Origin of the sequence: Allosphingosinicella indica (assembly GCF_900177405.1) — a bacterium.
GTDB lineage: Bacteria > Pseudomonadota > Alphaproteobacteria > Sphingomonadales > Sphingomonadaceae > Allosphingosinicella > Allosphingosinicella indica.
The window spans coordinates 552,030-574,349 of sequence record NZ_LT840185.1 but is presented as its reverse complement, the minus strand read 5'-3'; the positions used below and the strand labels follow the sequence as shown (position 1 = coordinate 574,349).

The following is a 22,320-nucleotide window of genomic DNA, read 5'->3' as shown; positions in this document are numbered from 1 at the left end:
TCGCTTTTGTCACTTCGAGTGGCGATCTAGGCTGGCGCGAAATCCCATTGCGAGAGGACGATACGAACATGGACGCGAAGACCGGAGAAATGGGCGGCTGCCCGATGAACGGAGGTGGCGTCCGCGCGCTGCTCGGCCGTACCAACAAGGATTGGTGGCCGGAGATGCTGGCGACCGAGATCCTCAACCCCAATGGCCCGTCCAATCCGCTGGGCGCCGATTTCAACTATGCCGAAGCCTTCAAGCAGCTCGATTATGATGCGCTCAAGGCCGATCTCACCGCGCTGATGACCGACAGCCAGGAGTGGTGGCCGGCGGATTATGGTCATTACGGCCCCTTCTTCATCCGCATGGCCTGGCACGCGGCGGGCACCTACCGCACCGCCGACGGGCGCGGCGGCGCCAACAGCGGGCAGCAGCGTTTCGCGCCGCTCGATAGCTGGCCGGACAATGGCAATCTCGACAAGGCGCGCCGCCTGCTTTGGCCGATCAAGCAGAAATACGGCAAAAACATCTCCTGGGCCGATCTCTTCATCCTCACCGGCAACGTCGCGATCGAATCGATGGGCGGCCCGGTGTTCGGCTTCGGCGGCGGCCGCGCCGACGTGTTCGAGCCGGAACGCGACATCTATTGGGGCTCGGAGGACAAATGGGTGAACGAAGGCGTTCAGACCCGCATCGCGCCCGAGCACGGCATGCACGAACTGGAAGGCCCGCTCGCCGCGATCCAGATGGGTCTCATCTACGTCAATCCCGAAGGTCCGGGCGGCAACCCCGATCCGCTCCAGTCGGCGCGCGACATGAAGGCGACGTTCGAGCGCATGGCGATGAACCATGAGGAGACCGTCGCGCTCACCGCCGGCGGCCACACCTTCGGCAAGGCGCATGGCAATGGCGATGCCTCGCTGCTCGGCGCGGCGCCGTCGGGCGGCGATCTCGTCGCGCAGGGGTTCGGCTGGGTCAGCGGGCATGAGAGCGGCGGCATCGGCGAACATACCGTCACCAGCGGCATCGAAGGCTCGTGGGTGAATACGCCGACCGAATGGTCGGAGAATTATTTCCGCCTGCTGCTCGACTATGAATATGAACTCGTCCGCAGCCCCGCGGGAGCGCAGCAGTGGCAGCCGGTGAACCAGAAGGAAGAGGATATGGCCCCCGCGGCCTGGGATCCGAGCCTGAAGGTCCCGACGATGATGACCACCGCCGACATGGCGCTCAAGATGGATCCGGAATTCCGCAAGATCAGCGAGAAGTTCCGCAACGACCATGAAGCGTTCAAGGACGCCTTTGCCCGCGCCTGGTTCAAGCTTACTCATCGCGACATGGGGCCCAAGGTCCGCTACCTCGGGCCGGAAGTCCCCGCGGAAGACCTCATCTGGCAGGACCCGGTTCCGGTCGGCACCATGCCGTCCGATGCCGATGTACAGGCAGTGAAGGAGAAGATCGCGGCCAGCGGTCTCACCGTCAGCCAGTTGATCAAGACCGCCTGGGCGTCGGCCTCGACCTACCGCAAGTCCGATCACCGCGGCGGCGCCAACGGCGCGCGCGTCGCGCTGGCGCCGCAGAAGGACTGGGACGTCAACGAACCCGAGATGCTCGCCAAGGTCATCGACACGCTCAACGGCCTGCGCGGTTCAATGAGCCTCGCCGATGCCATCGTGCTGGGCGGCGTGGTCGGCCTTGAAAAGGCGATCAAGGATGCGGGTGCCAGCGTTGCGGTGCCGTTCACCGGCGGCCGCGGCGACGCGACCCAGGCGCAGACCGACGCCGAAAGCTTCGCGGTGATGGAGCCGGAGGCCGACGCCTTCCGCAACTACATCGGCAAGAAGAAGCTCGCGGTGAAGACCGAGGAGATGATGCTCGATCGCGCGTCGCTGCTCGGCCTGTCGGTGCCGGAGATGACGGTGCTGATCGGCGGCCTTCGCGTCCTCGGCGCCAACCACGGCGAGCGCGGGCACGGCCATTTCACCAAGCGTGCGGGCCAGCTTACCAACGATTTCTTCGTCAACCTTCTGGGCATGACCAATGTCTGGAAGGCGGTCGATGGGTCGGAGGATCAGGAATATGTCGCGACCGACCGCAAGGGCGGCCACGAGACCTGGCGCGCGACCCGCGCGGACCTCATCTTCGGTTCGAATTCGGAGCTGCGCGCGGTCGGTGAGGTCTATGCCGAATCCGGTGGCGAGGAGAAGTTCGTGAAGGACTTCGTCGCCGCCTGGACCAAGGTGATGAACGCCGACCGCTTCGACCTCGCGGCGTGATGGCAGGCGGCGGGCGCCAGTGGCGTCCGCCGCCGGACGCCTGGGCCGCGCTGGCGATCGCCGCCGCGCTGCTCCTCGAATGGCTGTGGCCGCTCGGGCTGCTGCCGCCGCCGGGCGTGGCGGTCAGCGGCGTCGGCATCGTCATTCTGCTCGCCGGCTTGGCGCTGGAAATGGCGTCGGCCCGTGCTCTGATCTTCGCCGGCACCACCACCAAGGCCGGCGCCGAGCCGCAGGCGCTGGTTACAACCGGCCCCTTCGCCAAATCGCGCAATCCTTTCTACATCGGTCTGCTCCTCGTCATGGCCGGCCTCTTCGTTGCGACTGGACTCGATTGGGGCGTGCTGGCGCTGCCCTTGCTCTGGCTGGCGCTGGATCTCCGGGTCATTCCGTTCGAGGAACAGCGGCTCGCCGCGGCATTCGGCGACGAATACCGTTCTTATGCGGCACGCGTCCGCCGCTGGCTCTGACGCCCGTCTTCAGTTAAATCCGTTGGCGGGGGTGGGGGCTTATGCGGCTGTGGCTGGTCGTGTTGTGCATGGCGCCGGCGCAGGCCGTACGCGCTGCGGGCGGCGCGCATGTCGTCGACGATTCCGAGGTCGAAACGCCCGGCGTCTGCCATTTCGAAAATTGGTACACGCATTACGGCGCGGGCAGTGGCCTCGCCAATTCGGATGTCGGCTGCACGCTGAAGGCGCATCCGCATGTCGAGCTGAACGGCGCCGTCCAGCACATCTGGGATCGCGCCGGTGCCACGACTTACGCCTCGCCCAGCATCAAGCTGGCGCTGAGGCCGGTGTCGGAAGGGCTGGGCATCGCCGCATCGGGCACCGCCACCTTCGATCTCGACCGCGGGCGGCTCGACAGTTTTGCCGTGACCACGCCGCTTACGCTCGCGTTTTCGCCCAAGGTGCGCGCTCACGCCAATCTCGGCTATCAATGGGCGCGCACCGGCGATCGCAACGCGTTCTTCTGGGGCGCCCAGCTCGACGTGCAGGCGAGCGACAAGCTTGCCCTCATGGGCGAGGTATTCGGGCTCAATCGCGGCCCGGCCGGTTTCCAAGCCGGCGTCCGCTGGACCCCCGAGCATTGGATCGACGTCGATCTGCTCGCCGGCCGTTATGTCGACGGCGCGTCGCCCCGCGCGCTCACGCTCGGCATCACGATCCGCCGCTGAGTCTCAGCGCGCCACCGCGAAAGCAGGGATCGCATAATGGTGAAGCTTCTCCATCGCCAGGTCATGGCGCTCGCACATCTCGTCGGCCGCGCGCGTCGCGCCTTCGACCATCCCGTAATCGTCGAACACCACCAGCCCGCCCGGTACCATCCGGTCGATCATCTGCTCGATCGCGAAGGCGGTCGGTTCGTAGACGTCCATGTCGAGGTGCATCAGCGCGATCTTCTCGGCGGGCTTGTCGGCCAGGAAGGCGGGCACAGTGTCGAACACATTGCCTTCGATCAGGGAGATATTGGCGAAGCCCTTGGCGGCGATCAGCGCCTCCAGGTCCTCGCGAGCGATGCCATCGCCGCCCGCCGCCTCGAACCGCTCGATGAACGCCTTGTCGGCGTCGCCCGCCACCTCGCCGCGCGGGAATGCGCCGAAAGCATCGAAGCCGTAGATGGCGCGCGCATGATCGTTCTCCAGCACGCCGCGGAACGTCGCGAAACGCATCAGCGACGCGCCCTTGTAGACGCCGAGCTCCACAACCGCGCCGGGCAGCCCCGCGATCATCTGGTAGAGCTCGTAATGCGCGAGCAGCTTGGCGAGCCGCGACGGATGGCTCAGCAGGTAGAAGCCGTTCTCGGTCTCGTAGATGTCGTCGGCGGCGGGCTTGTATCGGGCCATGTCGATCTCGCTGTTCGGGAGCCGGAACCTAGTCGCGCACCGGCGCCCGCAGCAAGGCCGTCAGCGCACCGCGTCGGGGATGGGGTAGGCGGTGGTGTACTTCACGCGCTCCATCGCAAAGCGCGAGGTGACGTTCTTGCACGGCACGCCGGCGATGAGGCGGCGGTAGAAGGCATCGTAATCGGCCATGCCGGGCACTGCGACGTGGAGCAGGTAATCGACGTCGCCCGCCATGCGGTGGACGGCGAGCACCTCGGGCATGTCGGCGACTAGCGCGGCGAAGGTGTCGAGCCATTCGGCGCTGTGGTCGCCGGTCTCGATCGACACGAAGACGGAGATGTCGACGCCGATCGCCGCCGGATCGACCAGAGCGACCTGGCGGCGGATGATGCCCTTGCCCTGCAATTTCTGGATGCGCCGCCAGCACGGCGTCTGCGACAGGTTCACCCGGCTCGCGACCTCGGCGACCGAGAGCGAGGCATCCTCCTGCAGGATGCGGAGGATTTTGATGTCGGTGGCGTCCATGGCAGGCTCCGGTTGGAACGATCTTGCTCTATCGCGGCCGTTGCCCGTGTAAAGCGGCAAATATCTTGCGCGGGCGGCGAGACATCGACCGGCGCCGTGGAGGCGCTATAGGATGCAGCAATGACCAGCCGTTCCCATCTCGACGCGCTCGAAGCCGAGAGCATTCACATCCTGCGCGAAGTGGTGGCCGAGTCCGAGCGGCCGGTGATGCTCTATTCGATCGGCAAGGATTCGGCGGCGATGCTGCATCTCGCGGTGAAGGCCTTCGCCCCCGCGCCGCCGCCTTTTCCGCTGCTCCATGTCGATACGACCTGGAAGTTCCGCGCGATGTACGATCTGCGTGAGCGCGCGGCGGCGGCGGCTGGGATGGAGCTTATCGTCCATCGCAATCCCGAGGCGGAAGCGGCGGGGATCAACCCGTTCGATCACGGCGGCCGCCATACCGACATGTGGAAAACGGAGGGGCTGAAGCAAGCGCTCGATGCGCATGGCTTCGATGCTGCATTCGGCGGAGCGCGCCGCGACGAGGAGAAGAGCCGCGCCAAGGAACGCGTGCTGAGCCTCCGCTCGGCGCACCACCGCTGGGATCCCAAGAACCAGCGGCCCGAGCTCTGGAATCTCTACAACGCCCGCAAGGCGAAGGGGGAGAGCATCCGCGCCTTCCCGCTCTCCAACTGGACCGAGCTCGACGTCTGGCGCTACATCGCGCGCGAGAGAATCGAGATCGTGCCGCTCTATTTCGCGGCGCCGCGGCCGACGGTGACGCGCGACGGCCTCATCCTGATGGTCGATGACGATCGTTTCCGCCTTGCGCCCGGCGAGGCGCCCGCCGAGCGCTGGATCCGCTTCCGCACCTTGGGCTGCTACCCGCTCACTGGCGCGGTCGAGAGCCGTGCCGAAACCTTGGACGCGATCATCGCCGAGATGGAAGCCGCCACCACCAGCGAACGCCAGGGCCGCGCGATCGACAAGGATGCGACTGCGAGCATGGAGAAGAAGAAGCTGGAGGGCTATTTCTAGGCGGGTAGATGCGCTGCTCCGGCATCGTCGCGGGTGATGATCGCGGCCGGGGCTACATCCGCGGTGACCACCGTCCGGAACACGCCAGGGATGACGTCCACCGCCGGCAGGATAGGCAGATGTTCCAGCAGCGCGTTCCAGAGCCGCCGATGCGGTAATGGTTGCTTCGCCGCTCCGCTCCTCGCAATGACGGGGAAACAAAAAGCGACGGGGATGGCGTGATGGCGACGGCGGTGGACAACAAGCCCGGGCGCGTGCTCGTCATCCTGCTCATCGCCTACATCTTCAATTTCCTCGACCGGCAGATTGTCTCGATCCTCGCCGAGCCGATCAAGGCTGACTTGGGCCTCAGCGACACCCAGTTGGGGCTGATGGGCGGTCTCGCCTTCGCGCTCTTCTACACCGGGCTCGGCATACCCATCGCCTTGCTCGCCGATCGCAAGAGCCGGGTGACGATCATCTCGATCAGCCTCGGCGTCTGGAGCGCATTCACCGCGATCTGCGGCCTGGCGCAGAATTTCTGGCAATTGTTTCTGGCGCGGATGGGCGTCGGGGTGGGCGAGGCGGGCGGCGTCGCGCCGTCCTACGCGCTCATCGCCGATACCTTCCCGCCCGCGCAGCGCGCGCGTGCGCTCGCAATCTTCTCGTTCGGCGTGCCGATCGGCTCGGCGCTCGGCGTATTCTTCGGCGGCATCATCGCCGCGCATGTCGATTGGCGCGCGGCCTTCGTGATCGTAGGCATCGCCGGCGTGCTGCTCGTCCCGCTCGTCAAGTTCGGCATCAAGGAGCCGCCGCGCGGCGGGCTCGATCGCCTCGCGGGCGCCGCGCCCGGCAGCGGGCCGGTCGCGCCGGCGTTTCGCACGGTGGCGCGCACCTTCGCGTCCAAGCCCAGCTTCTGGCTGCTCGCCTTCGGATCGGCGTGCAGTTCGATCCTCGGCTACGGCATCGCCTTTTGGCTGCCGTCCTTCCTGTCGCGCAGCTACGGGCTGGAGCTGGTCGATCGTTCGATCGTCTACGGCTCTGTCGCGCTGATCGGCGGCGTCGCGGGCGTCTGGCTCGGCGGCTGGCTCGGCGATCGCGCCGGCGCCCGCGACGTGCGCGGCTATGCCCGCGTTCCCGCCATCTGCTTCCTCATCGCCGCGCCGGCCTATGCGATCGCCCTGTTCGCGCCCAACATCTGGGTGGGCTTCTTCCTGTTCCTCGTCCCCACCGCGCTGTCGCTGTCGTGGCTCGGCCCCGTCAATGCGGCGATCCAGCATATCGTCCCGCCCGAGATGCGCGCCACCACCGCCGCGTCCTTCCTCTTCATCAACAACCTGCTCGGCATCGGCTTCGGCACCTGGTTCCTGGGCTTCATGTCGGATCGGATGCAGGCGAGCTACGGCGAGGAATCGCTGCGCTATTCGATCCTCTACACGCTCGTCTTCTACCTCATTGCCGCGGTTCTCTACTTGATCGCGGCGCGGCGGCTGGAGAAGGATTGGCACCGGGCCTGAGCGCGCGCTAGGCAGGCCGCCCCATCAAGGAGATCGCCGGTGCCCGAAGCCTATATCGTCGAAGCGGTGCGCACCGCCGGGGGCCGTCGCGGCGGGCGGCTGGCCGGCTGGCACCCCGCCGATCTCGGCGCCGAGGTGCTCAACGCCGTCGTCGATCGCAGCGGGATCGACCCGGCGGCGATCGACGATGTGATCCTAGGCTGCGTCAGCCAGGCGGGCGAGCAGGCGTTTCAGCTCGGCCGCAACGCGGTGATGGCCTCGCGCCTGCCAGACAGCGTGCCCGCCGTCACCATCGATCGGCAATGCGGCAGCTCGCAGCAGGCGATCCAGTTCGCCGCGCAGGCGGTGATGTCGGGCACGCAGGACATGGTCATCGCCGCCGGGGTCGAGAGCATGACGCGCGTGCCGATGGGCTCCAACTTCATGCTTCATGCGCAGGCCGGCATGGGCGCCGGGCCATTCTCCAAGCGCATCCAGGATCGCTACGGCGTCGCGATGTTCAGCCAGTTCACCGGCGCGCAGATGATCGCCGATCGCTACGGCTTCTCCCGCGAACAGCTCGACGCCTTCGCGCTGGAAAGTCACCGCAAGGCGGCCGCCGCGGCCGGTGCGGGAGCGTTCGCTGAGGAAATCGTCGCGCTGGAAGTGGAGACACCCGACGGCACGGTCACCCACGACCGCGACGAGGGCATCCGCGCGGACGCATCGATGGAAGGGCTCGCCGGGCTCAAGACGCTCGAGCCGGGCGGCGTCGTCACCGCCGGCAACGCCAGCCAGATCTGCGATGGATCGTCGGCGGTGCTGGTCGTCAACGAGCGTGCGCTGAAGGCGCACGGCCTCACCCCGCTCGCGCGCGTGGTCAACCTCACCGTCACCGCGGGTGATCCCGTCATCATGCTGATGGAGCCGATCCCCGCGACGCGAAAGGCGCTGGAGCGCTCGGGCCTGTCGATCGGCGATATCGACTTGTACGAGGTGAACGAAGCATTCGCGCCGGTGCCGCTCGCCTGGCTCCTGGAGATCGGCGGCGATCCTGGCAAGCTCAACGTCAATGGGGGTGCGATCGCGCTCGGCCATCCGCTCGGCGCATCGGGCACCAAGCTGATGGCGACGCTTGTCCACGCGCTCCGCGCGCGCGGCCTCCGTTACGGATTACAGACGATGTGCGAGGGTGGCGGCATCGCCAATGTCACCATCGTCGAGGCGCTGTAGCAGCGCCGCATCCGCCTCGGCGGGCGGCGCCACCCCGTAGAACAAGGCGAAGGCGCGCCGCGCCTGGCCGATAAGCATGGTGAGGCCCTGCGCGATCGGCAGGCCGCGTGCCCTGGCGGCGGCGAGCAGTGCCGTCTCGCGCGGCGCATAAACCATGTCGAACACCAGCGCGTCGGCCGGGGCGGCGCCGAGCGCAGCGATAAGCCCGCCCGGTATCGGCGCGTGCGTCATGCCGAGCGGGCTCGCATTGACGATGAGGTCGGCGCCCCGAAACGCGTCCGCTGCGGCTTCGAACGGGCGCGCCGCCGCAAGCGCCTCTGCCTTGCCGGGATCACGCGCGAGCAGAGTGATCGCCGTGCCGCGCTGCGCCAGCACGTCCACCATCGCCCGCGCCGCGCCCCCAGCGCCGATCACCACCGCTCGCGCGAATGCACGGTTGCCGATCGCCGCGCCGATGCCGTCGACATCGCTGTTGTAGCCAACCAGCGCGCCGCCTTCAGCGACGATGCAATTGACCGCGCCGATCCGCTCCGCGGCCGGGTCGATGCGGTCGATCAACGGCAGCACCGCGCTCTTGTGCGGCACGGTGACGTTGCACCCGCGCCAGTGCGGATCGCCGCGCCGCTCGCGCAGATGCGCCGCCAGCCGGTCCGCCATAACCCGCGTCGCGCGATAGTCGCCCGCCAAGCCCAGCCGGTCGAGCCAGAAGCGGTGGATGCGCGGGGACAGTGAATGTGCGACCGGATCGCCGATCACCTCCGCCCAGGCCGTCACGCCGCGCCCTCGGTCCGCAGGAACTGGGCGACCCCTTCGGGAGCCACGCCGTGCTCGACAAAGGCCGCGCCGATGCCGTGCGCGAGCACCAGTGTCAGCGCGTCGCCGCTCGCCTTCTTGTCGTGCAGCATGAGCGCGGCCAGATCCTCGGCGCTCGCATGGCTTCCTGCTTCGTCGAGCGTCGTCGGCAGGCCCACTGCGGCGAGATGCGCCGCGACCCGCTCCGCATCCGCTCGCCCGCAATGCCCCAGCGCCGCCGACAGGCGAAAGGCAAGCGCCATGCCCGCCGCCACCGCCTCGCCGTGCAGCAGCCGCTCCGAATAGCCCGCCTCGGCTTCCAGCGCGTGGCCGAAGCTGTGGCCGAGGTTGAGCAGCGCACGGCGTCCCAGCGTCTCGCGCTCGTCCTCGGCGACGATCGCAGCCTTGGCGGCGACGCTCACCGCGATCGCGTGCGCAATCGCATCCAGATCGCCCGCCAGCAGCGCCGCGCCGTTCGCCTCGCACCAGGCGAAGAAATCCGCGTCGCCGATCAGCCCGTATTTCACCAGCTCGGCATAGCCCGCGCGCAGTTCGCGCTCCGGCAGCGTGGCGAGGCAGGTCGGGTCGATGAGCACCGCGGCGGGCTGGTGGAACGCGCCGATCATATTCTTGCCCGCAGCGGCGTTGATCCCGGTCTTGCCGCCCACCGAACTGTCGACCTGTGCGAGCAGGCTGGTCGGCATCTGCACGATCCCGCAGCCGCGCTTGACGATGGCGGCGGCGAAGCCGGCGAGATCGCCGACCATCCCGCCGCCGAACGCGAGGATGTGGTCTCCGCGCGCGATCCGTTCGCTGAGCAGCCGGTTGGTCAGATCTTCCAACACCGCCCAGCTTTTCGACACCTCGCCGGGCGAGACTAGCAGCGGCAACGGCGCGATCCCGCCGCGCTCCAGCCCGGCGGTCAGCCGCTGACCCTGCGCCGTCCACACAGTCTCGTCGCTCACCACGACCAGTCGCCCGTCGCGCGCATAAGGCGATAGCAAGACACCTGCCTCGTCGATCAACCCGGGCGCGATGCGGACGTCATAGCTCCGCGCTTCCAGCGCGACGCGGACCGTCGTCACGTCCGCTCGCCGCATTGCGCGCGGTCGAGCAGATAATGGTCCGCCAGTACCAGCGCCATCATCGCCTCGACCACCGGCACGCCGCGAATGCCGACACAGGGATCGTGCCGCCCTTTGGTCGCGATTTCGGTCTCGCCGCCGTCGCGACCGATGGTCGGTAGAGGGGTGGGGATCGACGAGGTCGGCTTGAACGCCACGCGCACCACCACCGGCTGCCCGGTCGCGATGCCGCCCGCGATGCCGCCTGCATGGTTGGAGAGAAATGCAGGCGCGCCGTCACTGCCGCTTCGCATCGCATCCGCATTTTCCGCGCCGCCGAGGCGCGCCGCAGTAAAGCCGTCGCCGATCTCGACGCCCTTGGCCGCATTGATCGAAACCATCGCCCCGGCAAGGTCCGCGTCGAGCTTTCCATAGACCGGCGCGCCCCAGCCGGCCGGCATCCCGGTCGCCACGCATTCGACGATCGCGCCGAGCGAGGATGCGTCCTTGCGCGCCGCATCGATCCGCTCCTCCCACCGCGCCGCGGCGGCGGGATCGGGGCAGAAGAAGGGATTGGCGTCGATTGCCGCATTGTCGAACGCCGCGCGGTCGATAGCATCGCCGCCCAATTCGACGACATAGCCGCGGATCGCGACGCCGGGGATGATAAGCCGCGCGATCGCCCCCGCCGCCACCCGCATCGCTGTCTCGCGCGCCGAACTCCGCCCGCCGCCGCGCCAGTCGCGCAGGCCGTATTTGGCGTCATAGGCATAATCGGCATGGCCCGGCCGGTAGGCGGCGGCAACCGCGTCATAATCCTTCGGCCGCGCGTCGCTATTGTCGATGACCAGGCTAATCGGCGTGCCCGTCGTGCGCCCCTCGAACGTGCCCGAAAGGATGCGCACCGCGTCCGCCTCGCGCCGCTGGCTGGTGAAACGCGACGCGCCCGGTCGCCTCTTGTCGAGCCACGGCTGGATGTCGTCTTCGGCCAGCGCGATGCCCGGCGGGCAGCCATCCACCACCGCGCCGATCGCCGGCCCGTGACTCTCCCCCCAGGTGGTCACGCGGAGCAGGCGGCCGAAGCTGTTGACGCTCATGCCGTCGCGATCCGCGCGCCGATGCCGCGCATCAGATCGGCGAACCCAGGAAAGCTGGTCGCGATCATGTCGGCGCGGTCCACCGTCACCGCGTGCTGCCCCGCGATCCCAGCGACGAGAAAACTCATCGCGATGCGGTGATCGCCTTGCGTGAATATGTCCGCAGCGCGCGCCGGCCCGCCGCAGCCGTGGACGGTCAACGCGTCGTCCTCCACCTCGGCGCGCACGCCGCAGGCCGCGAGCCCGTCGGCGATCGCCGCCAGCCTGTCGCTTTCCTTCACCCGCAATTCGCCGAGCCCGTGCATCACCGTCGGACCTTCGGCGAAGGCGGCGACGACCGCAAGGACCGGATATTCGTCGATCATTGCGGGCGCTCGGTTCGCGGGTACGGTGACGCCCCGCAGCGCGGACGTCCGTACAGTGACATCAGCCACCGCTTCGCCGCCGACCTCTCGCTCTTCTTCGAAACGGATGTCCGCGCCCATTTCGCGCACTGTCTTGTAAAGCCCGGTGCGCAGCGGATTGGCGAGCGTGCCGGTGACGGTGAGGTCGGAGCCTGCCGTCAGCAGCGCCGCGACCAGCGGGAAGGCGGCGGAGGACGGGTCGCACGGCACCGTGACCTGCGTTGCGCGAAGCTGCCGGTGCGCGGGCAGGGCGATGATCTTACCCTCGCGTTCCACCGCGCAGCCGAAGGCGCCGAGCATGATTTCGCTATGGTCGCGGCTGGGCCGGTCCTCGCGCACCGACACCGCGCCGTCCGTGCCGAGACCCGCCAGCAGGATCGCCGACTTCACCTGGGCTGATCCGAAGACATTGTCGAACGCGATTCCCCTCAGCTGCCCGCCGCGCACCGTGATTGGCAGCCTGTCGCCGCCCTCGATCGTGGCGCCCATCGCGGCCAACGGGGCGACGACGCGGTCCATAGGCCGTGCGCGGAGCGATGCGTCGCCGGTGAAGGTGGCGGTGACGCCACGCCCTGCGGCGGCGCCCATGAGCAGCCGTGCGGCGGTGCCCGAATTGCCGCAGTCGATCGGTGCGTCCGGCGATCGCCACGGCCCACCGGTCACGCGCCAGCGTCCCTCGCCAAGCCGCTCCACGTCTGCGCCCAGCGCCTCGACGGCGCGCGCCGTCGCCAGCACGTCGTCGCTTTCCAGCAAGCCTTCGATCCGCGTCTCGCCCTCGGCCATCGCGCCCAGGATCAGCGCGCGGTGCGACATGGACTTGTCGCCCGGCACTGCGATCCGGCCGCTCAGCCCCCGCGAAGGCGTGGCACGCAGCTTTCCTTTCATCGCGGATCGCCGCATGGGGCGGGGAGGAGAGACGCCATGATCACCTGTTTCGTCGATTACCGGATCGATCCCGCCAAGACCGCCGCGTTCGAGAAATTCGCGCGCGCCTGGATGTATCTCGTCGATCGCCACGGGGGAACGCATCACGGATATTTCCTGCCGTCGGAAGGTGCCAGCGATCGCGCGCTCGCGCTGTTCAGCTTCCCGAGCTTCGCCGCCTATGAAGCCTATCGCGCCCTCTTCGGCGTCGATCCGCAGTTCGTGAAGGCGGACAGGATCCGCGACGAAAGCGGCTGCGTCGTCCGCTACGAACGCTTCTTCTTCCGCCCACTGCTGCCCGGCGATAGCGCCGTGCCAGACGGGCTTTTAGCCGACGCCGCGCCGTTCACCTTATGTGAAGACGGTTGACGGATGATGGCGTTCCGCACCATCAGTGCGGCGCGAAGGAGATCGCGAGCGATGACGATGGCGGTTCGGATTGCAGTGGATGCGGGTGCCGGTAACGGCATGGCGTCCTGCGTCCGTGCTCCTTTCGCCGCGATGATGATGATGGCCGCCATGCGAATGCGGGGCGGTGCCGGCTGATTTTTTGACCTGACAGGTCCAGCTCGAACCACCGACCCGCTCCCCGACCCCGGCGAGCGGGTTTTTTATTGCCCGCGCGGGATGTACCCCGCGCCAATCGAAAGCGAAAATCCATGCAGTCCATCGAAGCGGACGTCTGCGTCCTGAAGTTCGGAAGCTCGGTCCTGGAGAGCGAGGCCGATTACCGATGTCTCGCCGATGAAGCCTATCGCCACATCCGGGCAGGCGAAAAGGTCGTGCTCGTCCTCTCGGCGATCGCCGGAGAAACCGATGCGCTGTTCGCCCAGGCGGAAAGGGTGGGCGGCGACGCGGCGGCGCCCGCGCTGGTTGCGCGGCTGGCGCGGATCGGCGAGCTGCGGTCCGCCGCACTGATGGCGCTGGCGCTGGGCCGGATCGGCGTCCGCGCCGCCGCGCTCGATCCGCACGAGATGGCGCTGGTCGCCGAAGGCGCGCCGCTCGATTCGAACCTTGTCGCGCTCGACGCGGCGGCGGTGGCGGCGAAGCTCGCCGATCATGAGGCCATCGTCGTTCCCGGCTTTATCGCCGGCCATGCCGAACATGGCGTGGTGACGCTCGGCCGCGGCGGCACCGATCTTTCCGCGGTCTTCTTCGCGGCGGCCCTGGGCGCGAAAAGGGTGCGGCTGCTCAAGGATGTCGATGGCGTTTATGCCGAGGATCCCGCGGTCAATCCGCGCGCCGAGCGCTACGGCGCGATCGATTATGACACCGCCGCCGAAGCGAGCGCCGGGCTCATTCAGCCCAAGGCGATCGCGGCGGCGAAGGCGGCGGGCATAGCGATCGAGATCGCCGCGCTCGGCGAGCATGAGGCGACGGTGATCGCCGCCGGCCCGGCCATCCGCCGCCTGCCGCTGCTTACGGCTCCGCTTCGTGTGGCGCTACTAGGCCATGGCGCGGTCGGGGCGGGCGTTGCCGAATGTATCGACCGTCATTCGGATCGCTTCGCGTTGGGTAAAGTACTGGTGCGCCATCTCGACGGTCGTGATCCCGCGCGTTTCACCGATGATCTTGACGAAGCGCTTGCCGGCGACCCCGACGTGGTGATCGAGTTGATCGGCGGCAGCGACGCCGCGGACATACTGTCCCGTGCGCTCCGCCGCGGCGCGCATGTCGTCACCGCAAACAAGGCGGTCGTCGCCGCGCATTATGACGCGTTTCACGCTGCGGCCACGGCGGGCGGCAGCCAGCTCGTCTTCTCGGGCGCGGTCGGCGGCGGTGCTCCCGTGCTGGAGGCCGCCGCGCGGCTGCACGCCGGTCCGGGTCTCGTCGCGGTCGAAGGGGTGATGAACGGTACCGCCAACCATCTCTTCGGCCGTCTCGCCGCGGGCTGGCCGCTCGATCGCGCGCTGATCGAGGCGCGTGCGCTGGGCTTTGCCGAAGCCGATCCCTCGGCAGATGTCGACGGGTATGACGCTGCCGCCAAGCTCGCGATCCTCGCGCGCGCCTGTTTCGGCGCGGCGCTCGCGCCCGAGCGCATCCCGCGCCAGTCGCTCCGCGCGACCACGCCCGAGACGGCGCAAGCGGCGTTGGCGCGCGGCGAGGTGCTGAAGCAGGTCGGCCGTTGCCGCGTGCTTCCCAATGGCACGCTCGCCGCAGGGGTCACGATCGAATCGCTGCCCCTCGCGCATCCGCTTGCCGGCGCGAACGGTGCTGAGAACCGCTTCCGCCTCACCGACCGCGCGGGCCGCGTCCACACGATCTTTGGCCAGGGCGCCGGTCGCTGGCCGACTGCGGCGGCGGTGTTCGCCGATCTGATGGACGTCCGCCGCCGCCATATCGAAGCGCTGGGTGAAGAGCCGATCCGCCTCAGCGCTTGACCCTCGCGCCATTTTGCGCCGCTATCGCCCGCGAGCCAGGGGACCGATGATGTTGAAGCGCGATGTGGATTTGAAGGCAGCGGTGGAGGCGGCATGGGCCGCCGCCGCGGCGCATCGCGGCGAGGGCAAGGTCGCGTCCTACATCCCCGCGCTCGCCCGCGTCGATCCGATGAAATTCGGCATCGCGGTCGTAACGCGGAGCGGCGAGGCGATCGTCGCGGGCGATGCGGACGAGGCCTTTTCGATCCAGAGCATCTCCAAGGTGTTCATGCTCGCCCTCGCGCTCAACCGCATCCAGGCGATGCTGTGGGAGCGGGTGGGGCGCGAGCCGTCAGGATCGGCGTTCAATTCGATCGTCCAGCTCGAGGTCGAGAAGGGCAAGCCGCGCAACCCGCTGATCAACGCGGGTGCGCTTGCCGTCACCGATGCGGTGATCGGCGACGGCAGCCCCGACGAAGCGGTCGCCGCGCTGCTCGACTACCTCCGCTCGGCGGGCGACGATGGCGCCGTGCTCACCGACGACGAGGTCGCCACGTCGGAGAGCGAGGCCGGCGCGCGCAACCGCAGCCTTGCGTATTTCCTCTCCGCCTTCGGCAATCTCCGCAATCCCGTGGAGGACGTGCTCTCCGCCTATTTCCGCCAATGCGCGACGGCGATGAGCTGCCGCCAGCTTGCCCGCGCCGGGCTGCATCTCGCCTTCGATGGGCGCGATCCCGTCACCGAGCGTGCGCCGATCACCCCGTCGCGCAGCCGCCGCATCAATTCGCTGATGCTGACCTGCGGCCATTACGACAATTCTGGCGATTTCGCTTTCCGCGTGGGGCTGCCGGGCAAGAGCGGCGTCGGCGGCGGGATCCTCGCGATCGTGCCGGGCGAGGCGTCGGTCTGCGTCTGGTCACCCGGCCTCAACGCCGCCGGGACGTCGCTCGCCGGGGCGATCGCGTTGGAGGCGCTGGTCGAGCGCACCGGCTGGACGGTGTTCGCCTGATTGCAGGCCGTGCAAGTCCACTCGCGCGTTCGGCAACCTTCGGGGGGTGAAATCTCCGCGCGGCTCGGCTAGGAGCCGCGGGCAGGGAGGAATGCGACGTGGCCGACAGTGAACTGGCCCTGCTGCTGGCGCGAATCCAGTTCGCGTTCACCGTCTCGTTCCATTTCATCTTCCCCGCTTTCTCGATCGGCCTTGCTTCCTATCTCGCGGTGCTCGAGGCGCTGTGGCTCAAGACCGGCGAAAGCCGCTATCTCGATCTCTTCAAATATTGGCTGAAGATCTTCGCCATCGCCTTCGGCATGGGTGTCGTCTCGGGCATCGTCATGTCCTACCAATTCGGCACCAACTGGTCGGTCTTCTCCGACAAGGCGGGGCCGGTGATCGGGCCGCTGATGGCCTATGAGGTGCTGACCGCCTTCTTCCTCGAGGCCGGGTTCCTCGGCGTCATGCTGTTCGGCATGAACAAGGTGGGGAAGGGCCTCCATTTCGCGGCGACTTTGATGGTCGCGGTCGGCACTTTCATATCGGCTTTCTGGATCCTGTCGGTCAATTCGTGGATGCACACCCCGGTCGGCTGGGCGATGAACGATGTCGGCCAGTTCGTGCCGGAAGCCGGCTGGTGGGAGATCGTGTTCAACCCCAGCTTCCCCTATCGCTTGGTTCACACCGTCATCGCCGCCTATCTCACCACCGCGCTCGTCGTTGGCGGGGTGGGGGCCTGGCATCTGCTGAAGGGGCGCGCGAGCCCGCACGTCCGCACGATGTTCTCGATGGCGATGTGGATGGCGGCGATCGTCGCGCCGGTGCAGATTTTCGTCGGCGATCTCCACGGTCTCAACACCCTGGAGCATCAGCCCGCCAAGGTCATGGCGATGGAAGGCCATTTCCAGAGCCATCCGGACGGCGCGCCGCTGATCCTGTTCGGCATTCCCGACAGCGAAGCGGAGACCGTTCATGCCGCTATCGAGATCCCCAAGCTCTCGTCGCTGATCCTCAAGCACGATCTCAACGCGCCGCTCGACGGGCTCGACACGATCGCGCGTGAGGACAGGCCGCCGGTCGGCATCGTCTTCTGGTCGTTCCGCATCATGGTCGGCATGGGGATGCTGATGCTGCTGCTCGGCCTGTGGAGCCTCGTCGCGCGGGTGCGGAAGCGGCTGTACGACTGGCCGCTGCTTCATCGTTTTGCGCTGCTGATGGGCCCCGCGGGCTTCGTCGCCGTGCTCGCCGGCTGGGTGACGACCGAGGTCGGCCGCCAACCCTGGGTGATCTACGGGCTGCTCCGCACCAAGGATGCGGTCGCGCCGATCGGCGTCCCCGGCGTCGCCGGATCGCTCGCCGCCTTCGTCGTCACCTACTTCCTCGTCTTCGGCGCGGGGACGATCTACATCTTGAAGCTGATGGCGAAGCCGCCGCATCCCAATGAAGAGGATGTCGCCGACGCCCCGATCCGCACAGCCGGCATCACCCCCGCGCAGGCGCTCGACCGCGACGGCATCCACCCGCGCCCCGACAAGCAGGAGGGCGCTGAGTGATGGACCTGACCATCGTCTGGGCCGTCATCATCGCCTTTGCGGTCGCCATGTATGTGGTGATGGACGGGTTCGATCTCGGCATCGGCATCCTCTTCCCCGGCTTCACCGTCGGCAAGGAGCGCGATCAGGCGATGAACGCCATTGCGCCGGTGTGGGACGGCAACGAGACGTGGCTGGTGCTCGGCGGCGGCGGGCTGATGGCGGCGTTTCCGCTCGCTTATGCGATCATCCTGCCCGCGCTCTATGCGCCGCTCACCGCAATGCTGCTCGGCCTCGTCTTCCGCGGCGTTGCGTTCGAGTTCCGCTGGCGCGATCCGGCGCACCGCCGCTGGTGGGATGCGGGCTTCTGCGGCGGATCGTTGCTCGCCGCCTTCGCGCAGGGGATCACGCTCGGCGCATTGCTCCAGGGCATCCACGTCGACGGCCGCGCCTATGCCGGTGGCTGGTGGGACTGGCTGACCCCGTTCAGCCTGCTCACCGGGCTCAGCCTCGTCGTCGCATATGCCGCGCTCGGCGCGAGCTGGCTGGTGTGGAAGACCGAAGGGCGGCTTCACGACGATGCGCGCCGCTTCGCCAGCGCGCTGTTGCCCGTCTTTTTGTTGCTTACCGCGGCGGTCAGCCTCGCGACGCCGTTCCTTGAAGGCCAATATTATCAGCGCTGGTTCGAGTGGCCGGGGCTGATCTTCACGCTGCTGATGCCGATCGCATATTGCCTCACTGCGCTGCTCGCCTGGCACGGCATCCGCCGTGGCACCGATGCGACGCCCTTCCTCGCGACGCTGGGGCTGTTCGCGCTTACCCTCGTCGGCCTCGGCATCTCGATCTGGCCCGATGTCATCCCCGGCCGCGTCGATATCTGGCAGGCGGCGGCGCCGGAGAAGAGCCAGGCGTTCATGCTGGTTGGCGCCGCCATCCTCGTCCCCGTCATCCTCGCCTACACCGCCTGGTCCTATTGGGTGTTCCGCGGCAAGGTGGACGAGGAGGGCTATCATTGAGCGCGCCGGGCGAAGCGGCCGGTCCCCTGTGGAAGCGGCTCGGCTGGTTCGTTCTGCTCTGGGCCGCGGGCGTCGCGGTCATCGGCACCGTCGCCTGGCTCATCCGCCTGTGGTTGCTCTGACCGTCTCGTTCAGGGCTTCTGATCGCGGCGGGACGCCAACGCGAGTGTCCTGACGAGCGCGTCGGGCATCGGCTGCTTCGGCGAGAAGGTAACGCCGGTTTTCGTCGCCTTCAGTCCCGCCGCCGCGATTTCGTCCGCATGCGCCGCAATCGCGGATGCCGCGACATACAGGCCGCATTGTTTGCTGAACGCCGCATAGCCGGCAATGATCGCCTTGCCGATCCGGAAGCCCGGCATCTTGTAGGCGATGATCTCCTCGGCATCCGGCAGCGCATCGGCGAGTTCGGCGCGCAATCGCTTCAGCAGGGGACGAAGTGGCTCGGGGGCCTCCGCAATATAGGCGTCGTGATCGGTCGCCATGGTTCGGCACGCTCCGTTGGACAGCAGTTTCAGATATGCCGCCGCTGGAATCGCGCGCGATTCCGATCGGCCGGGCGGCCCTCGGCTATTTGTACATGCCTTCGCGCAGGTTGATGCCATGCTCCAGCCAGGCCTTCAGCGCGCACAGCATCTGCGACCAGCCCATGCAATTGCCGTAAGAACCCTGCAGCCCGACCTCGGTCTCGCGCCAGCCTTTCTCGGCGATCTCGACCAGCGTGCGGCCGTCGTCCAGCGCGGTAAAGCGCATGGTGACGGTTGTGTCATAGCCGACCTTCTCCACGTCGGCGCCTTCGGGCGGCGGGCCTTCGTTCGCTTCCCATTGCAGCACGATCCGCGCGTCGGGGACGACCTCGACCACCTTCACGGGGAAGGCGCCGGGGAAGTCGGCGAACTCCCATTGCACCGTCGCTCCGGTCTCCAGCCGCCCCTTGGCGCCGCCTGTCGTGAAGTAACGCGATAGCTGATCGGGGTTCGCCACCGCCTCGAACACGTCGTGCACCGGCTTCGCGATCCGCGCCGATACCTGAAACTTCAGATCCATCATCATCATTCTCCTTGAGTCGCACTCTTATATGTTATAAAAACATAACATGTCAAAAGCGGTCAGCGACGATCGGATTTTCAAGGCGCTGGCGGCGCCGCTGCGGCGCGATCTGCTGGACGCGCTGAAGGCCGGGCCGCGCACCACCGGCGATCTGTGCGATCGCTTCCCGAAGCTCGACCGGTGCACGGTGATGCAGCATCTGAAGGTGCTGGAGCAGGCCGATCTCGTCATCGCGCGGCGCGAGGGGCGCGAGCGCTGGAACCACCTCAACGCGCTGCCGATCAAGCGCATCCATGATCGCTGGATCGGGCCCTATGCCGAACGCGCCGTCGATCTCCTCGACACGCTGGCGAGGGATCTGGAGGGTTAAATGCGCAACCCCCATTCAACGCTCATCTCGAGCAAAGCATCGAGCGCAGCCGAGATGCGCCGTCGAGAGACGGATCTCTCGACTTGGCTGTCTCGACCTCGCTCGACAGCCGCTCGAGATGAGCGGGGGTGTTGGTTGAATTGGCGGAAGCGGTCTAGCCCGCCGCCTGTTCGCTCATCAGCCCGATCATATTGCCCTCGCTGTCGCGCATGAACGCCAGCCACACTTGCTTGCCGTTTACCGTGGCGATCTTGTGTGCGGGCTGCTCGATCGCGACGCCGCCGGCGCGCAACTCCGCCTCGGCGGCCCCCGCATCGGGCACGCCATAATAGAGGATCGCGCTCGTCGCGGTCTCGGGGCCTTCGGGTTGGCTCAGCATGAGCCGCGTTTCGCCGCAGCCGAAGAAGGCGAGGCCGGGCGGCGCATCGAACAGATGCGGCAGACCCAGCTTGTCGCGGTAGAAAGTCCGCGCGCGGTCGAGGTTGCGCACGGGCACGGCGACCTGCGCGATGTGGGTGGCGGCAATGCTCATCGGCGCTCTCCTTGCCGGGCGACTCGGCAGGTGCTAATTATTGCGCATAACAAAACATTAGCAAAGCTAATTAAGTGCGATGAGCTACGAGAGTGACCGGATTAATGAGGATATTGCGGCGCGGCTGCACGGCGCGGCCATCCGGTTGCTGCGCCTGGTCCGGCGCGAGGATGTCGCCGCTGGCCTCTCCGCACCGCGCCTCTCCGCTCTGTCGGTGCTGGTCTTCGCCGGGCCGCTTTCACTCGCCGAACTCGCCGCAGCCGAGCAGGTGCGCCCGCCGACGATGAGCCGGATCGTGGATGCACTGGTCAAGGCCGGACTGGCTACGCGCGAGACCGATGCCCGCGATCGCCGCGCGGTTCGCATCGCGGCGACAGACGAAGGGCGGGAGTTGCTGGAAGAGGGCCGACGCCGCCGCGTCCGCGTCCTCGCCGCCCGCTTGGCCGCACTCGGCCCCAGCGAGCAGCGCGCGCTCGCCCGCGGCGTCGAACTGATCGAGCAGGTCAGCCGGGGTTAGTCTCTCGACGACGCATCTCGGCTTCGCTCGATGCTTTGCTCGAGATGAGCGAGAGATGTCAGCAACCAAGTTCCGCTCATCTCGAGCGGCCGTCGAGCGCAGTCGAGACGGCCAGTCGAGAGAGACCCGCAAACCTACAGCAGCAGCACCGTCGACAGCGTCAGGAAGATGCCCATGCTCGCCACGTCGCTGGCGGTAGTGAGGAAGATGCTCGACGCTGTCGCCGGGTCCGCGCCCGCCTTCTTGAGGCCGAGCGGGATCAGCGCGCCGGCGAGGCCGCTGACGATGCAGCTCACCACCATCGCGATCAGGACGACGATGCCCATCATCAGCGGCTGCGCCTCGCCCTGCATCGATGCGTAGAGCGCCATGCCCGCGCCCGCGGTGACGCCGACGAGCAGGCCGTTGAAAAGGCCGAGCATGCCCTCCTTCATCACCAGCGCGCGCTCGGTGCCCGGCTTCAGATCACCCAGCGTCATGCCGCGCAGCGTCACCGCCAGCGCCTGGCAGCCGGTGTTGCCGGTCTGCCCCGCCATCACCGGCAGGAAAACGGCGAGGATTACGAGCTTGCCGAGCGTGTCCTCGAAGATGCCGACCACCGCCGCCGCGACGAAGGCGGTCAGCAGGTTGATCTGCAGCCACGGGTGCCGGAGCAGCAGGCTGCGGCCGAGCGGCGTGTTGAGGCGCTCCTCCTTCTCGACGCCGACCATGCTACCGGCCTGCGCGGAGATTTCGATCGCCTGTTCGGCGAACAGCTCGTCGCCGCGCACCAGCCCTTTCAGCACGCCGTTGATGTCGACCACCGGATAGACCGGGTAATGGCGCGACAGCGCCAGCTTCAGCGCATCCTCCAGCTTCATGTGCGCGGGCAGCGCGAAGATGTCGCGCGCCATCAGCTCTTCCAGCTTCTGCTCGGGCCGGGCGAGCAGCAGATCGCGCATCACCACCAGCCCCTGCAGCCGCCCGTCGGCATCGGTGATGTAGCAATAGGTGACGATCGCATCGCGGGTCATCACGCGGAGCTGCTCGATCGTCTCGGCGACCGTCATGTCGGGGCGGAACACGCCCACCGGCGGCGACATCAGGTCGCCCGCGGTCGTGGTGTTCGGATCGCGGCTCAAGAGCTTGCGCTTCTTGACCGGCGGTTCTGCGGGCACGGCTTCGGGCTGCACCACGCTTTCGGCGACTGTAGACATGAACGGCTCCCACCCCGATTTTTATGGGCGTGAGTGTGGCCGACAAACCACCGATTCACAATGCGATATATGCGGCCTCCGTCGCCCCGATCGCCGCTTCCGTCGCGCGATGGGACGGATG

At 67.6% G+C, this 22,320-nt stretch carries 24 protein-coding genes; 14 read left to right on the top strand and 10 right to left on the bottom strand.

From position 1 onward, the window contains the following. The first annotated feature begins 68 nt into the window (after positions 1-68). The 3 genes from katG to B9N75_RS02940 are packed head-to-tail and all read left to right on the top strand — an operon-like array spanning position 69 to position 3,435. Complete coding sequence (gene katG, locus B9N75_RS02950; RefSeq protein ID WP_085217454.1) at positions 69-2,261, top strand: catalase/peroxidase HPI; 2,193 nt, start codon at positions 69-71, stop codon at positions 2,259-2,261. Then, entirely contained in the window at positions 2,261-2,728 is a 468-nt protein-coding gene (locus B9N75_RS02945; RefSeq protein ID WP_085217453.1) for a methyltransferase family protein, read from the top strand. The genes katG and B9N75_RS02945 overlap by 1 nt, the downstream gene beginning before the upstream one ends. A gap of 41 nt (positions 2,729-2,769) precedes the next feature. Beyond that, positions 2,770-3,435 carry a hypothetical protein gene (locus tag B9N75_RS02940; RefSeq protein WP_085217452.1) on the top strand — a complete coding sequence of 222 codons (666 nt, stop codon included), beginning with the start codon at positions 2,770-2,772 and terminating at the stop codon, positions 3,433-3,435. A 3-nt stretch (positions 3,436-3,438) separates the two neighbouring features. Here B9N75_RS02940 and B9N75_RS02935 read toward each other — a convergent pair whose 3' ends face one another. Together B9N75_RS02935 and B9N75_RS02930 are read right to left on the bottom strand one after the other, a co-directional pair. Further along, entirely contained in the window at positions 3,439-4,104 is a 666-nt protein-coding gene (locus B9N75_RS02935) for a TylF/MycF/NovP-related O-methyltransferase (RefSeq protein WP_085217451.1), read from the bottom strand. Between the two features lie 60 nt (positions 4,105-4,164). Then, positions 4,165-4,629: an Lrp/AsnC family transcriptional regulator gene (locus tag B9N75_RS02930; RefSeq protein WP_085217450.1), complete on the bottom strand. Its 465-nt coding sequence runs from the start codon at positions 4,627-4,629 to the stop codon at positions 4,165-4,167. Positions 4,630-4,749: 120 nt separating this feature from the next. On the opposite strand from B9N75_RS02930, the gene cysD reads away from it, so the two are divergent. From cysD to B9N75_RS02915, 3 genes are all read left to right on the top strand, one after another. Continuing rightward, complete coding sequence (gene cysD, locus B9N75_RS02925) at positions 4,750-5,649, top strand: sulfate adenylyltransferase subunit CysD (protein ID WP_085217449.1); 900 nt, start codon at positions 4,750-4,752, stop codon at positions 5,647-5,649. 221 nt (positions 5,650-5,870) lie between these two features. Further along, the gene (locus B9N75_RS02920) at positions 5,871-7,145 is read left to right on the top strand and encodes a spinster family MFS transporter (RefSeq protein ID WP_085217448.1); all 1,275 of its coding nucleotides are present in this window, start codon (positions 5,871-5,873) and stop codon (positions 7,143-7,145) included. A gap of 39 nt (positions 7,146-7,184) precedes the next feature. Next, complete coding sequence (locus B9N75_RS02915) at positions 7,185-8,357, top strand: acetyl-CoA C-acetyltransferase (RefSeq protein WP_085217447.1); 1,173 nt, start codon at positions 7,185-7,187, stop codon at positions 8,355-8,357. Here B9N75_RS02915 and B9N75_RS02910 read toward each other — a convergent pair. From B9N75_RS02910 to aroA, 4 genes are read right to left on the bottom strand one after another with little or no spacing between them, the layout of a single operon-like run. Then, on the bottom strand, positions 8,298-9,131 hold the full coding sequence (locus B9N75_RS02910; RefSeq protein WP_085217446.1) for a shikimate dehydrogenase family protein: 834 nt from the start codon (positions 9,129-9,131) through the stop codon (positions 8,298-8,300). The two genes, B9N75_RS02915 and B9N75_RS02910, sit on opposite strands and share 60 nt — an antisense overlap. Continuing rightward, the gene (gene aroB / locus B9N75_RS02905; RefSeq protein WP_172840790.1) at positions 9,128-10,234 is read right to left on the bottom strand and encodes a 3-dehydroquinate synthase; all 1,107 of its coding nucleotides are present in this window, start codon (positions 10,232-10,234) and stop codon (positions 9,128-9,130) included. The genes B9N75_RS02910 and aroB overlap by 4 nt, the downstream gene beginning before the upstream one ends. After that, positions 10,231-11,310: a chorismate synthase gene (gene aroC / locus B9N75_RS02900; RefSeq protein WP_085217444.1), complete on the bottom strand. Its 1,080-nt coding sequence runs from the start codon at positions 11,308-11,310 to the stop codon at positions 10,231-10,233. Before aroC ends, aroB begins: the two co-directional genes overlap by 4 nt. Next, complete coding sequence (aroA, locus tag B9N75_RS02895) at positions 11,307-12,599, bottom strand: 3-phosphoshikimate 1-carboxyvinyltransferase (RefSeq protein ID WP_172840789.1); 1,293 nt, start codon at positions 12,597-12,599, stop codon at positions 11,307-11,309. The genes aroC and aroA overlap by 4 nt, the downstream gene beginning before the upstream one ends. Positions 12,600-12,635: 36 nt before the next feature. Between aroA and B9N75_RS02890 the strand changes: the two genes are divergently transcribed. The 6 genes from B9N75_RS02890 to B9N75_RS13880 all read left to right on the top strand — a co-directional run bounded on the left by B9N75_RS02890 (position 12,636) and on the right by B9N75_RS13880 (position 18,659). Beyond that, positions 12,636-13,007 carry an NIPSNAP family protein gene (locus tag B9N75_RS02890; protein ID WP_085217442.1) on the top strand — a complete coding sequence of 124 codons (372 nt, stop codon included), beginning with the start codon at positions 12,636-12,638 and terminating at the stop codon, positions 13,005-13,007. 290 nt (positions 13,008-13,297) lie between these two features. Beyond that, a complete protein-coding gene (locus B9N75_RS02885; protein ID WP_085217441.1) occupies positions 13,298-15,019 on the top strand; it encodes a homoserine dehydrogenase in 1,722 nt (573 codons plus the stop codon). A gap of 46 nt (positions 15,020-15,065) precedes the next feature. Further along, on the top strand, positions 15,066-16,007 hold the full coding sequence (locus B9N75_RS02880) for a glutaminase (RefSeq protein ID WP_085217440.1): 942 nt from the start codon (positions 15,066-15,068) through the stop codon (positions 16,005-16,007). 98 nt (positions 16,008-16,105) lie between these two features. Next, a complete protein-coding gene (locus B9N75_RS02875) occupies positions 16,106-17,542 on the top strand; it encodes a cytochrome ubiquinol oxidase subunit I (RefSeq protein WP_085217439.1) in 1,437 nt (478 codons plus the stop codon). Continuing rightward, a complete protein-coding gene (gene cydB / locus B9N75_RS02870) occupies positions 17,542-18,537 on the top strand; it encodes a cytochrome d ubiquinol oxidase subunit II (RefSeq protein ID WP_085217438.1) in 996 nt (331 codons plus the stop codon). Before B9N75_RS02875 ends, cydB begins: the two co-directional genes overlap by 1 nt. Continuing rightward, positions 18,534-18,659, top strand: coding sequence for a DUF2474 family protein (locus B9N75_RS13880; RefSeq protein WP_157123665.1), 126 nt, complete (start codon positions 18,534-18,536; stop codon positions 18,657-18,659). The genes cydB and B9N75_RS13880 overlap by 4 nt, the downstream gene beginning before the upstream one ends. 9 nt (positions 18,660-18,668) lie before the next feature. Here the strand turns inward: B9N75_RS13880 and B9N75_RS02865 are convergent, their stop codons facing one another. Both B9N75_RS02865 and B9N75_RS02860 read right to left on the bottom strand, forming a co-directional pair. Further along, positions 18,669-19,019, bottom strand: coding sequence for an iron chaperone (locus B9N75_RS02865; protein WP_085217437.1), 351 nt, complete (start codon positions 19,017-19,019; stop codon positions 18,669-18,671). A gap of 85 nt (positions 19,020-19,104) precedes the next feature. Then, a complete protein-coding gene (locus B9N75_RS02860) occupies positions 19,105-19,590 on the bottom strand; it encodes an SRPBCC family protein (RefSeq protein ID WP_244552406.1) in 486 nt (161 codons plus the stop codon). 40 nt (positions 19,591-19,630) lie between these two features. Here B9N75_RS02860 and B9N75_RS02855 point away from each other — a divergent pair, with 40 nt between their 5' ends. Further along, positions 19,631-19,954, top strand: coding sequence for an ArsR/SmtB family transcription factor (locus B9N75_RS02855; protein ID WP_085217436.1), 324 nt, complete (start codon positions 19,631-19,633; stop codon positions 19,952-19,954). A 154-nt stretch (positions 19,955-20,108) separates the two neighbouring features. Here B9N75_RS02855 and B9N75_RS02850 read toward each other — a convergent pair whose 3' ends face one another. Beyond that, complete coding sequence (locus tag B9N75_RS02850) at positions 20,109-20,486, bottom strand: VOC family protein (protein ID WP_085217435.1); 378 nt, start codon at positions 20,484-20,486, stop codon at positions 20,109-20,111. A gap of 79 nt (positions 20,487-20,565) precedes the next feature. On the opposite strand from B9N75_RS02850, the gene B9N75_RS02845 reads away from it, so the two are divergent. Then, positions 20,566-21,003 carry a MarR family winged helix-turn-helix transcriptional regulator gene (locus B9N75_RS02845; protein WP_085217434.1) on the top strand — a complete coding sequence of 146 codons (438 nt, stop codon included), beginning with the start codon at positions 20,566-20,568 and terminating at the stop codon, positions 21,001-21,003. A gap of 134 nt (positions 21,004-21,137) precedes the next feature. On the opposite strand, the gene B9N75_RS02840 is transcribed toward B9N75_RS02845, so the two are convergent. After that, positions 21,138-22,199, bottom strand: a complete 1,062-nt coding sequence (locus B9N75_RS02840) for a magnesium transporter (protein ID WP_085217433.1) — start codon at positions 22,197-22,199, stop codon at positions 21,138-21,140. Between the last annotated feature and the right edge of the window lie 121 nt (positions 22,200-22,320).

Bases quoted from the DNA above. Each gene is read 5' to 3' on its own strand.
- katG (WP_085217454.1), top strand. From the start codon at position 69: ATGGACGCGAAGACCGGAGAAATGGGCGGCTGCCCGATGAACGGAGGT.
- B9N75_RS02945 (WP_085217453.1), top strand. From the start codon at position 2,261: ATGGCAGGCGGCGGGCGCCAGTGGCGTCCGCCGCCGGACGCCTGGGCC.
- B9N75_RS02940 (WP_085217452.1), top strand. From the start codon at position 2,770: ATGCGGCTGTGGCTGGTCGTGTTGTGCATGGCGCCGGCGCAGGCCGTA.
- B9N75_RS02935 (WP_085217451.1), bottom strand. From the start codon at position 4,104: ATGGCCCGATACAAGCCCGCCGCCGACGACATCTACGAGACCGAGAAC.
- B9N75_RS02930 (WP_085217450.1), bottom strand. From the start codon at position 4,629: ATGGACGCCACCGACATCAAAATCCTCCGCATCCTGCAGGAGGATGCC.
- cysD (WP_085217449.1), top strand. From the start codon at position 4,750: ATGACCAGCCGTTCCCATCTCGACGCGCTCGAAGCCGAGAGCATTCAC.
- B9N75_RS02920 (WP_085217448.1), top strand. From the start codon at position 5,871: ATGGCGACGGCGGTGGACAACAAGCCCGGGCGCGTGCTCGTCATCCTG.
- aroC (WP_085217444.1), bottom strand. From the start codon at position 11,310: ATGAGCGTCAACAGCTTCGGCCGCCTGCTCCGCGTGACCACCTGGGGG.
- aroA (WP_172840789.1), bottom strand. From the start codon at position 12,599: ATGAAAGGAAAGCTGCGTGCCACGCCTTCGCGGGGGCTGAGCGGCCGG.
- B9N75_RS02890 (WP_085217442.1), top strand. From the start codon at position 12,636: ATGATCACCTGTTTCGTCGATTACCGGATCGATCCCGCCAAGACCGCC.
- B9N75_RS02885 (WP_085217441.1), top strand. From the start codon at position 13,298: ATGCAGTCCATCGAAGCGGACGTCTGCGTCCTGAAGTTCGGAAGCTCG.
- B9N75_RS02880 (WP_085217440.1), top strand. From the start codon at position 15,066: ATGATGTTGAAGCGCGATGTGGATTTGAAGGCAGCGGTGGAGGCGGCA.
- cydB (WP_085217438.1), top strand. From the start codon at position 17,542: ATGGACCTGACCATCGTCTGGGCCGTCATCATCGCCTTTGCGGTCGCC.
- B9N75_RS02865 (WP_085217437.1), bottom strand. From the start codon at position 19,019: ATGGCGACCGATCACGACGCCTATATTGCGGAGGCCCCCGAGCCACTT.
- B9N75_RS02860 (WP_244552406.1), bottom strand. From the start codon at position 19,590: ATGATGATGATGGATCTGAAGTTTCAGGTATCGGCGCGGATCGCGAAG.
- B9N75_RS02855 (WP_085217436.1), top strand. From the start codon at position 19,631: ATGTCAAAAGCGGTCAGCGACGATCGGATTTTCAAGGCGCTGGCGGCG.
- B9N75_RS02850 (WP_085217435.1), bottom strand. From the start codon at position 20,486: ATGAGCATTGCCGCCACCCACATCGCGCAGGTCGCCGTGCCCGTGCGC.
- B9N75_RS02845 (WP_085217434.1), top strand. From the start codon at position 20,566: ATGAGCTACGAGAGTGACCGGATTAATGAGGATATTGCGGCGCGGCTG.
- B9N75_RS02840 (WP_085217433.1), bottom strand. From the start codon at position 22,199: ATGTCTACAGTCGCCGAAAGCGTGGTGCAGCCCGAAGCCGTGCCCGCA.